The sequence below is a fragment of the Aurantiacibacter sp. MUD61 genome (assembly GCF_027912455.1).
GTDB lineage: Bacteria > Pseudomonadota > Alphaproteobacteria > Sphingomonadales > Sphingomonadaceae > Alteraurantiacibacter.
Genome location: NZ_CP115446.1, coordinates 2699128 through 2712206, shown reverse-complemented (window position 1 = coordinate 2712206; position 13079 = coordinate 2699128). Strand labels below are relative to the sequence as shown.

11 protein-coding genes are annotated in these 13079 nt (G+C 59.7%); all 11 read left to right on the top strand.

The window, feature by feature from the left end; translation table 11 throughout:
- The first annotated feature begins 61 nt into the window (after positions 1 to 61).
- The 11 genes from O2N64_RS13125 (at position 62) to O2N64_RS13075 (ending at position 13070) form a co-directional block, all read left to right on the top strand.
- Positions 62 to 2242, top strand: a complete 2181-nt coding sequence (locus O2N64_RS13125) for a GumC family protein (protein WP_271078032.1) — start codon at positions 62 to 64, stop codon at positions 2240 to 2242.
- A gap of 38 nt (positions 2243 to 2280) precedes the next feature.
- Positions 2281 to 3375, top strand: coding sequence for a hypothetical protein (locus O2N64_RS13120; RefSeq protein ID WP_271078031.1), 1095 nt, complete (start codon positions 2281 to 2283; stop codon positions 3373 to 3375).
- Positions 3376 to 3496: 121 nt separating this feature from the next.
- Positions 3497 to 4813 carry an oligosaccharide flippase family protein gene (locus tag O2N64_RS13115; RefSeq protein ID WP_271078030.1) on the top strand — a complete coding sequence of 439 codons (1317 nt, stop codon included), beginning with the start codon at positions 3497 to 3499 and terminating at the stop codon, positions 4811 to 4813.
- A gap of 95 nt (positions 4814 to 4908) precedes the next feature.
- Positions 4909 to 5805 (top strand): sulfotransferase family protein, encoded by an 897-nt coding sequence (locus O2N64_RS13110; RefSeq protein ID WP_271078029.1) that lies wholly within the window; start codon positions 4909 to 4911, stop codon positions 5803 to 5805.
- 11 nt (positions 5806 to 5816) lie between these two features.
- On the top strand, positions 5817 to 6920 hold the full coding sequence (locus tag O2N64_RS13105) for a glycosyltransferase family 4 protein (protein ID WP_271078028.1): 1104 nt from the start codon (positions 5817 to 5819) through the stop codon (positions 6918 to 6920).
- A 4-nt stretch (positions 6921 to 6924) separates the two neighbouring features.
- Positions 6925 to 8016, top strand: coding sequence for a hypothetical protein (locus tag O2N64_RS13100; protein ID WP_271078027.1), 1092 nt, complete (start codon positions 6925 to 6927; stop codon positions 8014 to 8016).
- Positions 8013 to 8897, top strand: a complete 885-nt coding sequence (locus tag O2N64_RS13095; protein WP_271078026.1) for an FkbM family methyltransferase — start codon at positions 8013 to 8015, stop codon at positions 8895 to 8897. The genes O2N64_RS13100 and O2N64_RS13095 overlap by 4 nt, the downstream gene beginning before the upstream one ends.
- Before the next feature lie 10 nt (positions 8898 to 8907).
- Positions 8908 to 9462 carry an acyltransferase gene (locus O2N64_RS13090; RefSeq protein ID WP_271078025.1) on the top strand — a complete coding sequence of 185 codons (555 nt, stop codon included), beginning with the start codon at positions 8908 to 8910 and terminating at the stop codon, positions 9460 to 9462.
- Positions 9463 to 9513: 51 nt separating this feature from the next.
- Positions 9514 to 10734 carry a glycosyltransferase gene (locus tag O2N64_RS13085; RefSeq protein WP_271078024.1) on the top strand — a complete coding sequence of 407 codons (1221 nt, stop codon included), beginning with the start codon at positions 9514 to 9516 and terminating at the stop codon, positions 10732 to 10734.
- Entirely contained in the window at positions 10628 to 11935 is a 1308-nt protein-coding gene (locus O2N64_RS13080) for a glycosyltransferase (RefSeq protein ID WP_333781561.1), read from the top strand. Before O2N64_RS13085 ends, O2N64_RS13080 begins: the two co-directional genes overlap by 107 nt.
- Before the next feature lie 94 nt (positions 11936 to 12029).
- Positions 12030 to 13070, top strand: coding sequence for an acyltransferase family protein (locus tag O2N64_RS13075; protein ID WP_271078022.1), 1041 nt, complete (start codon positions 12030 to 12032; stop codon positions 13068 to 13070).
- Positions 13071 to 13079 lie beyond the last annotated feature (9 nt).

Below are 13079 nucleotides of genomic sequence, written 5' to 3'. Positions count from 1 at the left end.
TTCAGCGTGCTGACTTGTTCGACGGCACGAATGGCCACTGGCCTTTTTGAGGGTTGTACGAATGAATAGCGTGACGAATGAATACCGCGAGCTGTCGGAGTTTGGCCCGCAGGGTCCATCCGACTATTCGGGTAACGGTCTTTTCCGCGTAATCGATTTTGAGCGGTATCTCGATCTTGTCCGCAACAACAAGCTGGCGATTGCCGGTGTCCTCGCATTGTTCCTTGCAGTCGGATTGATCCTGACCTTGCTCGCGACCGAGCAGTTCCGTGCGACGACACGGGTCGAAATCGGTTTGATCGAGCAAAACGTCACCGATGTGGAAGGCGCGCAAAGCGACAACATCCTGCGTGACCGCACTTATCTGCCCACCCAGTACCAATTGCTGGAATCCCAATCGCTGGCGGACCGGGTGGTTCGTGAACTCGATCTCGCGAATGATGACGAATTCCTCGAAGCCTTCGACATTCAGGCGGGCCAAGCGGTCAATATCGACAGGCGTCTGTCCAACATCCTGCTGCGGAACATCGAAATCGGTCCGATTCCGAACAGCACGCTCGTCGACATCAGCTTTGTAAGCCCTTCGGGCCCGGTGTCCGCCAAGATCGCCAATGCCTGGGCCGATGCTTACATCGCGGAAAACCTCGATCGACGCTTCGGCGCCACAATCGAGGCGCGTGATTTTCTGGAAGACCGTTTGCAGCAAACGCGGCAGCAACTGGAGCAAGCCGAGCGCGAACTCATCGAGTATGCATCAGACCGCGGCCTGGTTTCTCTCGGCGGTGGCAACGACGAGGGGGACAGCGCAAACACAGCTTCGCAAACCCTGGTGGCAACCGAACTGGAACAGCTTAACCAGGCTTTGCTCAATGCGACTGCGGAGCGCATCTCGGCGGAGGCTGCATTCAGCTCCCGGCAGGGATCGCCAGCGGTCAGCGCAGATTCGCCTGCGGTCAATCAGATGCGCCAGCGGCGCAGCGAGATCGAAGTTGAGATCGCCGAACTGCGTTCGCGTTTTCAGAACGATTATCCGCCGCTTCGCTCGCTCGAGGCACAGCTAGCCGAGCTGGAATCCTCGATCCGTCGGGAAGAATCCAATTCAATCAGCGGTCTGCGTGCCAATTATAACGAAGCCCTGGCCCGCGAGCGCAATCTGCGCCAGGAAGTAGAGCAGCTACGCTCGCAATTCCTGTCCCAGCGTCAGGACAGCGTCCAGTACAATATCCTGCAGCGCGAAGTTGATACGAACCGCGAAATTTACGCCGGATTGCTGCAGCGTTTCCGCGAAATCGGCGTCGTCGGCGTTGGCGAGAGCAATATTGTCGTCGTCGATCCCGCCACCGCGCCTCGCGCTCCGTTCTCGCCAAACCTGTTCGGCAACCTGCTGGTTGCTTTGGCACTGGGTGTGCTTTTCGTGGCCGTTGGACTCTATCTCCGCGACCTGTTCGATCAGAGCCTGCGCGATCCGCGCCAGGTTCCGCAGCGCCTCGGCATCCCGCTGCTCGCATCGATCCCGCGAACCCCGGAAGACGATATCGTGGACGATCTCTCCGAATCCTTCTCGGAGCTTTACGAGAGCTACTTCAGCCTGACCTCCAGCATCGCCTACCACTCGGGTGGCTCGGTACCGCAATCGGTCATGGTCACATCTTCACGGCCGGGCGAAGGCAAGAGCCTCAGCGCGATCGCCCTCGCATATCTCCTTGCACGGCAGGGCAAGCGGGTCCTCCTGGTAGACGCAGATATGCGTAAATCCGGCATCCACAAATATCTGGAGGGCAGTTCCGCGACAGGCGTTGCGCAGTATCTGCAAGGTGATGACGATTGGCGCGCCATGGTCAGCGAAAGCCATCCGCTTGATGGATTCCACGTTATTTCCGCCGGTCGCAAACCGCATTCCGTTGCCGAGCTGCTGTCGACCGGCCGCCTGCGTGGCCTGCTGGATGAAGCCGAGAGCGCGTACGATCATGTTATCGTCGATGGGCCGCCGGTCCTTGGCCTGGTCGACAGCCCGCTGATGGGTGCAGGCGTGGGCGGCGTTGTCTTCGTGATCGAAGCAAATGAGGGCAAATGGCGTTATATCGAGAGCGCGATCTCTCGCCTGCGCGAATCCAATGCGGACATCATCGGTGCAACCGTAACCAAGCTGGACAGCCGGAATACGCTTTACGGCTACGGTGACAGCTATGGCTATGGCTATGGCAATAAGGATGTTCCTGCGGATCGTGAGGTTCTGACCTGATGCCAATCGGTCGTGCCGTAATCGCGGGGCTATGCGTATTGGCTGCACCGCTCTTGCTTTTGCAGGGACACGCCAATGCCGAAATGGGCCTCGGCCCGTTGAGCTGGAACGGCTTTTGGCAGGCAGATATCTCGCGCGCTTTCCTACAGGGGGAGCAGGCAGAGGACGGCACATTTTCCGTGTCCGTGCGTGAGGGCGGCGAGGATCTTGCCGTCAATGCGTGGCGGCAGGAGCCCCTGGCAACCGATGGCCTGTTTCTGGTCGCCGTGCAGATGCGCGAAGACGGTGAGCTCGACCAGTTTGAAAGGCTGATTTCTGTCGGCAGCGATCTGGACAAGCGCAATCGCCTGCTTGCCACGCTGCAGCTGGAAAAAGCCGTGCTGGATGACGATCTGGACGCAGCTTTCCCGATCCTCGATCGTATCGCGATGGCGCACCCAAGCCTCGTTCCGGACATGATCTCTTCGATAAAGCAGGTCCTCGTGCGCGAAGGCACTGTCGAGCCGCTTCGCCGCGTGCTCGAAACCGAACCGGTATGGGTCGGTCAATTCTGGAACGGCGTACCGCCGCAGCCCGAAGCGCTTCGCAGGCTGTATCAATTGCGCCAGCAAACCGACGTCGGGACTTCGGATCAGAGCGATGCGATCTTGATTGGCGGCCTGGTGAACGCCGGCTTCTATGGAGACGCGCTGGACCTTTGGCGGGAAAGTATTGCCGGCGAAAATGCCGCTCCTTTTGCCTTCAGGCAAGACGCTGAATTTCCGCCCATCAGCTGGCAATTGGTCTCGACCGGTCAGCGTGCGCTATCGGCGCGGGGCGAGGGTCGGTACGAGCTTTATGCGCAGCAATATTCCGATGGTGAGGTTGCGCGACAGCTGCTCCAGCTTGAGCCTGGCCGCTATCGCTTGTCGGCCGACATTTCGCCGGCAAATGCGGCAGAGCGGGTGGAGGCACGGTTGTTCTGCGCCACTGGCAATGGTGACGATGCTGAGCCACGCGCACTCGATAGTTCCGCGGTTTGGGAAGTGTCCGGCGATTGCGACGCTTATTGGCTCGTTCTCGATGCCAACGCCTGGGAGCAGCGTTCAGCCCTGCGCGCCACGATTACGAACTTTTCTTTCGAAGCCATTTGATCCGGCGTTTGCTGGCGTAATTGGCGTCGCCCTGCGGCGGTGATTGCATTGCCAACGGGCTGGCTCTAGTCAGCGCGCGTGCCAGACTGGGCACCTAGGTACTCCAACAGGGAACAGCACGATGACTGGCGACACGCCGCAAAAGCGATCGCTTACCAGCCAGATGCTCGACACAGCTGTCGCGTCTGTCGCCTTTATGGCGCTGACCTTCATAGCCGGTGTCATGCTGTCCCGCCTGCTGGGGCCGGAGGGGCGCGGGATCTACGGCACGGTGCAATTCTGGGCGCAGCTCGGCTTTGGCCTGCTCAGCTTCTCTGTCTTCGATGCCGCCGTCATTCGGCTGCGCAAAAGCAAAGACCATCCCGAATCTGCCCTGCCGAGCGTCATGGTGCTCGCACTGGCGGCGCTGGCGATCTACGTTCTTGTCGCCACCGCTGCGGTCGCGCTTGACCTGATAGAAATCGGCGACTTCGGCGGGACCACCTTTATCTGGGCGTCCGCGCTGCTGGTCGCATTGGGCCTTTCCACCCGCGCGTTCACCGTCGTCGAATCAGCCAAGCTGGATTTTCGCCGGCTCAACATCGAGCGGATAGTTTCGCCCGTTCTCTTCGTGCTCGCGATCGGTTTGCTGTTCCTTCTCGATATCGCCGATCCGCTGGTGATGGTCCTTGCATTCGTCGCTGCCGCCGTGCCTATCCTTGTCTGGCGGATCATTCGTTTCCGCGGGTACCTGATCGGACGAGTCGATCGGCAAAGCCTTCGCAGCGATGTACGGACGGGGGGCAAGCTCCATCTGGCGACCGGGTCATTTTCGCTGGCACGGCAATTCGACAGAATCCTGCTCGTGGCGATCTGGCCGGCGCAATTGCTGGGCTTCTACTTCGTTGCCTTTACCGCAGCGAGCGCAAGCGTCTCGCTGGTCATGCAGTCGCTCAGCGTGACTTTGCTGCCCACCTTGTCCGGGCTTGACCCGGAGCTGCGCAAGAAACGGCTCGAGCAATTGCTGCGTCTGGCAATCCTGAGCGTATTTGCCACTGCGGTGCCGATAATCCTTGTCGCGCCATATATCGTGCCGCTAGTTTACGGAGAGGCTTTCCGAGAGGCAGCCTGGTACCTCCAGGGGCTCGCCATCCCGACAGCCCTGTTTCCGCTGCAAAGCATCATCAACATAGCGAACCGATCGGTCGAACGTGTCTGGCCGAGCATCGCCATGGCAGCGAGTATTATCGGTGTCTTCGCCATCGGATATGCCGTGACCGGCTACGATGATCCCAAATGGGTTTTTGTCGCGCTGGCGACGGGGAATGCGATCGCCGTGGCGATTGGCATCTTTTCCCTCCGTTCATACGGGATGATTGCTTTGCGCAGCGCACTTCTCCCTTCTACCGCCGACTTTCGGGTTTTGTTTGATGCACTTCGCCGCTATGTGCGCCGCTGATGGGGTGACAGCGGGCTGATCTCCGGCTTGCACGGCGGTCTTTGAGCGATCAGTTTCCCTCCCCGAAATTGTTAAACCGGAATGGCAGAGCCCGAATGAACCAGCAGAAACCCCACAACACCCCCGGCTCTCTCGTCGCTCGTGCAAAACGCGTTTTGAGTGATCCGGCAGGCGCACTGGCCGCAGCGCGTGTCTGGCGCTCCTGGGGGGAATCCGACGAGAACCACGTTTTCCTGCTGGGCGTGCCGCGTGCAGGAACCAGCCTTCTGGCGACGGTTCTTGCCTGCAACGATGAACTCGTCACCGTCGGTGATGAAACGCAGTTCTTCCTGCTGCGCAACTACCAGAAGCTGTCCTATCCGGGATTGCCTGAGAGTGACTGGCGCGCGATGATCGAAGCCTCTCGCAGCCGTGCCGAACTGTTCGACAAGCTTGCCGCGCATTACATCGCGCAGAAGGACAGCGCTTCGCGTTTCTTCGAGAAGACGCCCGGCCACGCTCTGCATATGACCAAACTGGCGCAGGCGTTTCCCAAGGCGCAGTTTGTTTTCTGTGTTCGCGATCCGCGTGACGCCTTTGCCAGCATGAAGCGGGCCAAGAACCTCCCGAAGCCTTCGCTGGAAAATTACACGAGCTTTTATAACGAGCTGTGCAACCAGTATTTGAGCGTCGATAGCTCCCGCACGCATCTCGTAGCTTATGAAGAGCTTGTCAGCGAGCCTTCCGCGATTGTGCCTGCCACCTGCGACTTCCTCGGCGTGCCCTATTCGGAGCACATGCTCGATCCTGAAGTTCATGCAGCCAATGCGCCGGTGTACGGCCAGCGCGAGCATCACAAGCGCATCGGCGAGCCGATCAGTCCGAAAAGTATCGGCAGCTGGAAGAAGACCTTGAGCGAAGCTGAGGCAAGCTACCTCGTCGAAAACACACGAGGGAAGCTGACAGAGCTTGGAGTTGCGGACGTGGTTTTCGGCGCGCAGCAACGCGGCTGACGGCGACGCCGATGCGCATCCTGCACATATTGCGCAGCGTCCCTTTTGGCGGGGCGCAGAAAATGGCGCTGGAGCTTGCGCGAGAGCAGGTGTCGAGCGGACACGAAATCCGCATTCTGGTGACCGGGCGCGAACGTGCAGGTGCCGAGAGGCTGCTCGAAGCATGTGAAGGGTTCATGGTCGATTTCGCGCCGGGTCATCCCTTGGCGCAGCTGCGCTCTGCCCGTCAGGTCCTCGCCGATTTTGCTCCCGAGGTCGTCCATCTTCATCTCGCACCATCGTGGTTGGCTGCTGTGTTCGGCTCGAAACGCGATTTTGCATTGGTGGCGCATCTTCACACGCGGCCATCGCTGCAGATCTACCCGCCCAATTGGAAGCGGCGATTGCATTCGGCACTGGACCGTATGCTGCTATCGCGTTGCGATGCCTTGCTCGCAGTGAGCGATTGGGCAGCGCAGGCTTGGCGCCGCGAGCATTCGGGTTTCGATCCTGTAACCGTGCACAATGGCGTCCGGATGCCGGTTTTGGAGGCAGATGCATTGGAGAGGAGCTCCGGGCGGCCTTTCACAGTGGGCATCGCTCTTCGCCTTTCGGAGCGCAAAGGGCTCGATGAATTTCTGGAAATTGCGGGCGCGGTTCACAGGCGCGATCCTGATATTCGGTTTGCTGTCGCAGGCGATGGGCCGCTTGCCAGCCATTACCACGCCAAAGCAGAGCAGATGGGGCTGGCCAAAGCCGTCAGTTTCGAAGGCTTCGTTTCCGAAATCGGCGATTTCTGGCGAAAAGTCGATCTGGGTGCGTTCACTTCATCGGTCGACACTTTCGGGCTGAGCATGGTGGAGCCGGTTTCCTATGGCCGCCCGGTGGTGGCCTATCGCACCGGGACGGGCAGCGATGAAGTTATCGATCTGTGCCGCGGGGTGACGGCAGTGCCTTATGAGGAAGCGGAGGAGGCTGCGGATGCAATCCTTCGCCTGCGTGACGAAGCGGAATTGCGGGCACGAATGGCGACAGACGGTATCGCCGATTGCCAGACCCATTTCTCGATCCAGACGATGAGTCGCCGCGTCGAAGACATCTACACGCAATTGCTTTCCCGCAGAGAGGCGGCTTAGCGGCATGGCAAAGCCAGACATCATTTTTGCTGACGTGAACACCATTTGGCACCGCCGCCTGGCTGAGGCCCTCGCTGCCGAAACGCAGGTCATTGGGATCGCTCCTTTCACGAGCCCCACCGCCAAAGCGAGCGAGGAAAAGACGGGCGAGGGGCAATTGCGCGTCGAGCAGCCGTTTGTGCCGCCGGGCTGGGCTTCGCGCACCGCTTTCATCGGCCAGCGACTGCTGTGTCGCCGCATTCTGCGCCTCGCGAGGGACCTGGAAAACCCGGTCGTCCTGCTGACGTCTCCTGCCTACGCACCGCTTGCGGCGATGCTGGACGGCAAACTGCCGATCGTGACCTATACTGCGGATGATTATGCGAGCTATTCGGGCTGGGGCAACGCGCGCCAACGCGAAGCCGCCATGCAGCGCCGCGCGTGTCTGAGCGCTTATGTGTCCGATGCCCTTCGCCAGCGCGCGATTGCAGAGGATAATATCCCCGCCGCGCGGACCGTCACCTCAGCCAACGCTACCGAAAAGCGGTTCGCTGAGCGCGAAGATAGCGAGCTGGACATGTTGAAGGGCCGGAAAGCGCCGGTACTCGGTGTGCTCGGGGGATTGTCGGATCGGCTGGACCTTGCCCTGATCGAGCGTGTGATCGCTCTGGAAGAAGTGGGCACATTCCTCGTAGCGGGGCCGGTGGTTGACGATTTGACGGCGGCTCATCCGGCTTTGCGCTCGGAAAAAGTCGTCATCACAGGCCGCTTGCCGCATGAGCAGATGCATCTCTACGCTCAGGCGATGGACGCGGCATTGATCCCCTACGCCGCAACACAGCTCAACCATTTTTGTTCGCCGATGCGGCTCTACGATCATTTGGCGACCGGCGTTCCGATCTTCGCTCTGCCAACGTGCGATCAGGTGACGAACTATCCGGCGGACCATATTTCGGTCGGTAGCGCGGATGCGCTTTTGATGACGATTGCCGAAGAAATTTGCCATCCGCGGGTTTTACAAACGGGCAACGGCATCTATTGGTCCGACCGCGCCGTGGAACTGCTGGCGGCCATAGGGAAAAATTGCACGATGTCTTTGGAAAGCGCAGCGAAATGATCGGCCTGGTCGACAAGCTTGCCTGGCGCAGCCTCGCGCGCCGTGTGCCGGGATCCTATGCCGCCTATGTATTCGCCAGCCGGTTGGTGGCTGCCTATGAAAACCGCAGCGTCCAGATCACCGCGAATGGTGAGCGCTGGTTCCAGCAGACGCTGGCATCGCGCGGGATATCGTGCGCCGTGGATGTCGGGGCCAATAAAGGCGAATGGGCGGAAGGCATTTTGCGCTTCGCCCCCAACTGTCAGCTTGTCTGCTACGAACCTGTGGCAGCGACTTTTGCCATGTTGGAGAAAGCGGTTGGCGGCAAGCACGTGACGCTCGTCAACGCTGCGCTGTCAGATGAGAGTGGAACACTCGAAATCCAGACCGTCTCTGGTCGGCCCGAGCTCGCATCCGCTCACACTGACTATTCTGCAGACGGCGATGTCGAGACCCTTGTGCTCGAAGCGCGAAAGGGTGACGCAGAGCTAGAGCGCCTTAGAATTGATCACGTCGATGTGCTGAAAGTCGATGCCGAAGGGCACGATCTCGCCGTATTGCAGGGCCTGACCCAGAGCCTGTCACACGGCGGCGTGGATTTCATCCAGTTCGAATATAACCATGCGACCCTTGCAGCCGGGATTTCGCTGCGACATTTCTTCGATCTTCTGGTCCCCGATTACGTCCTCTGCCGCCTGCTTCCCGAAGGACTTGAGGCGACCGGTTATCATTTCAGCCTCGACAATTTCGGCCAGTCCAACTGGATTTGCGTGCGGCGCGCCATCATCGATGATGCGCTCGTTACTCGCTTCCGCATGCGGCGTGCACGCGGATTGGCAGGCAATTTGCTGGTAGATCACTATCCGGAAGGCGACGCTGCTATCGCAGCGCTGAAGCGCTGAGGGGCCGCACATGATCCCTGCGATCTGGAAATTCAAAGGCGCCCTGATGCGTCTCAGCTGCCCGCTTTTTTTCAAGCGTATCGGGGCAGGGGCGCAGTTTACAGGGCGCATTCGCCTGCCTTTGCCTTTCCGCAATGTCACGATCGGTCGCAATGCAATGATCGGGCATGATGTGTTCTTCCAGACCGGCAAGACGTCACGCATTACAATCGGTGACGACGTGTCGCTTAACACGGGCACGCATCTCGTCGCCGGGGACGCGATTACGATCGGAAACAACGTCGCTGTTGGCGAATACGTGTCGATCCGCGACCAGGATCACCGCTTTATTCCCGCCGAGGGCGTGCGGGGGCAGGGGTTCGCGGTGAGCCCGATTGTGATTGAAGACAATGTGTGGATCGGCAGGGGTGTCCACATCGGCCCCGGTGCGCATATTCGCTCAGGATCGATTGTCGCGGCCAATTCGGTGGTGAAAGGCGATTACCCCGCCAACAGCCTGATCGCCGGAGCGCCCGCAACCCAGCGCCGCCTCATCCAGCCGGATGGAACGCTGACGCGTCCGTAAAGACCGGCAAGTGAATAACTTAGTGCAGATCGAAAACAGAAAGACAGCGGCATGACCCGGCTTGCGATACTGACCAGCCAAATCGGCCATTACCACGACGCCCGCTATCGCGGTGCGAGTGAGCAGATCGACGATCTGGTCGTCATCGTCGGCGAGAATGAAGGCGGCTTCGCCGAATTCACTGTCGAGGCGAGCGATGGGTACAGCGTTGAACGCCTGTTCGAAAGCAGCGCTGCCTTCATGCAGGGGCTTGCCGAGGGCGTGCTGCAAGAGCGGATGGACGAATGCCTCAATCGTGTGCGTCCTGACGTGATCGCCATCCCGGGATGGAGCAGCCCGCTGAGCGCTGCGGCGATCAAATGGGCGCATGGCCAGTCCGTGCCGCTCATCGTCATGTCGGAAAGCCAGATCGATGATGCGGATCGCTCGAAGGTCCGCGAATGGACCAAGAAGCGCATCGTGTCGCTTTGTGATGCTGCGCTTGTCGGTGGTCCGCCGCATGCTGATTACATCAAGATACTCGGCATGGCTGAAGATCGCATTTTCCTGGGCTATAATGCGGTCGGCAACAGCCATTTTGCAAAGCTGGCTACCGAAGCGCGCAGCAATGCGGGCGCCCTGCGAGCCGAGCACAATCTCCCCGAGCGCTACATCCTCGCATCTGCGCGTTTCATTGCGAAGAAGAACCTCCCGAACCTCGTCCGCGCATTCGCACGGGCCCGCAGTGCGGTGGGAGGCGATAGCCCAGATCTTGTCATCCTCGGGGATGGCGAAGAGCGCGCGAATATCGAAACGGCAGCGCGCGATGCCGGCGTGGCCGATCATGTTCACCTGCCCGGCTATCGCGGCTATGATGTTCTGCCCATCTTCTACGGCCTGTCAGAAGGCTTCGCCCATGTCTCCACCGTGGAGCAATGGGGTCTGGTGGTGAATGAAGGCATGGCAGCGGGTCTTCCCGTTACCGTGTCGGAGCCCTGCGGCGTAGGGCGCACGGTCGTCACCGATGGCGAAAGCGGCTTCATCGTGGAGCCCACAGTTGAAGGCATTGCCGAGGCTATCGAAAAGCTGTTCCGCATGTCGGATGCCGAACGGGCTGCGATGGGAGAGCGCGCTGCCGCTGCAATCGCGGATTGGGGGCCCGAACGCTTCGGCAAGAACATGGCGAATGCCGCGCAGGCTGCGCTTAAGCATTCGAGGCGCCGGAAACTGGGCCTGCTCGACCGGATCATTCTCGACAAGCTATCCGAACGCAAAATCGATGCCGTCTCCTGAATCGACGGCACGGGATCGCGATCCAGCGGAGTTTTCGCTGGGGATCGTCACCGGTAGTATCTCGCGGCTCGCGGGCGGTCTGTTCCATTCGGTCCGGCAATCGGCGCTGCAGCTTAATCGGGCTGGCATAGACGTCAGCGTCTATGCTCCATCGGACAGTGAAAGTGCACAGGATGAAGGTGCCTGGACACCGATCAAGCCGCACGTCTTTGAAAGGGGGGCGCCCGCTTCTCTCGCTTATTCGCGCGGGATGAAAGAAGCCGTTCTGGCGGGAGGACATGACGTTCTCCACCTTCACGGAATCTGGCAGTATCCCTCGGTGATCGCATCAGACTGGCGGCGCAAGACGGGCGGGCCGGTGATGATTTCTCCGCGAGGGATGCTCGATCCGTGGGCGCTGCAACACGCGGGTTGGAAGAAGAGGATCGTCGGCTGGCTGTTCGAAAACGATAATCTGCGCCACGCGCACTGCATGCATGCGCTCAACGAGTCGGAGGCGGCATCGATGCGCGCTTTCGGCCTTACCAATCCCATCGCCATCATTCCGAACGGCACGCATATTCCCGATCTGGATGTGCGCCGTGCCCGGCCGGACTGGTTGCCCGAAGACGGTCGCAAGACACTGCTGTTCATCGGCCGCATCCACCAGAAAAAGGGCATCGTCGAACTGATCGAGGCTTGGGGAATGCTGCGCGAGACGCATCCCGAACTCGCTGCGAATTGGCGGATTGCCATCGCTGGTTGGGACGATGGCGGCCACCTCGCGGAAGTGGAGCGCGCGATTACTCGAACAGGCCTCGTCTCCGATGAAGTCGTATTGCCGGGACCTTTGCATGGCGATGGCAAGGACAATGCCTTGGCGCATGCCGATGCCTTTGTGCTGCCTTCGAAGTCGGAAGGCCTGCCCATGTCCATCCTCGAAGCATGGTCGTGGGGATTGCCGACCTTGATGACGCAGGAGTGCAATCTCCCAGAAGGATTCGATCAGAAGGCGGCATTGGAAATCCCGCAGACGGCAGAAGAACTTGCATCCAAGCTTGCCGAACATCTGGCGTCGGGCCATCTGGCCGAGACCGGACGCAATGCGCGCATTCTTGCCGAGCAGCGGTTCGGCTGGGCGAGCATCGCCTCACAGCATATCGCAGTTTATCGATGGATGCTGGGCAAGGCCGCCAAGCCCGAATGCGTCAGGCTGGATTGACCTTTACCCTATTCGTTGCCAACGCCGCGGACCTGCAAGGCGTTAAATTGCCTGACAATGGTGAGCGGCCGTGTGGCCAGAGGGATCACTTCGTGTGAAAGATAGCGGACGCAACAAGATCCAGACGCTGGAATTGGGGCGCGGTGTGGCGGCGCTTGGTGTTGTCGTTTTTCACGCCGCCTACGCCATGCCTGCGGACGATCTCGCGCCGCTGCTGGAGCGTTTTTTCCTCGCCGGTCAGACCGGTATCTATTTCTTCTTCGTGCTGTCCGGCTTTGTCATGTTTTGGGTGCATGAGAAGGATTTTGGCAGACCCGAGCAGGCACCGAAATATATCCTGAAACGGATCAATCGCATTTATCCGATCTATTGGGCGATATTGATACCGATGCTGCTGGCGTATCAAATCCTGCCGCAGCTGGGATTGCCAGAGTTCCGCGAGGCGGGAACGATCGTGAGCGCTTTCCTGCTTGCAGGGGACATCAATCCAACTCCGCTCACCGTGGCGTGGACCCTGTTTCACGAAATGCTTTTCTACGTGATCTTCGGGGTCGTCATCCTTTCCAGGCGATGGGGCGGGGCGCTCTTCATCATCTGGATGGTGGCTTGCCTCGCAAACATCTGGATGGGGATCGAATTCTATCCGCTCTCGCCGGTCAACATCCTGTTTGCATTCGGTGCAGCAGCGGCGTGGATTGTTCGCAATCGTTCCATCGCGAGCCGGACCTGGCTCTGGAGCGGGATCGCTTTGTTTGTGGCCACTGTGCTTTTCACCGATGCTTTCCACATGGGAACTCTCGGGATTATCTTGGTGGGCACGGCATCGACGATGATAATCGCTGGCTCTGCGGCGCTGGAATTGCGGGGGACCTTGGAACTGGGCCGGCCCTGGGTCACATTGGGAGCAGTTTCCTACGTGCTTTACCTTGTTCATGGGCCCGTCATTTCAGCTTTGGCAATCGCGGCGGAAAGCGTCGCGGTGCCCCTGAATAGATTTGCATTCATCGCGATTTGCATAGTAGCGAGCCTGCTCGTGTCCTATGTGGTTCACAGGCTTCTCGAACGACCAATGCTGAAGCTGGGCGGAGCGGCCATCCGGTCATGGGATGAGCGTAGGGCTGTTTCGGGTGCGTGACATCCACGG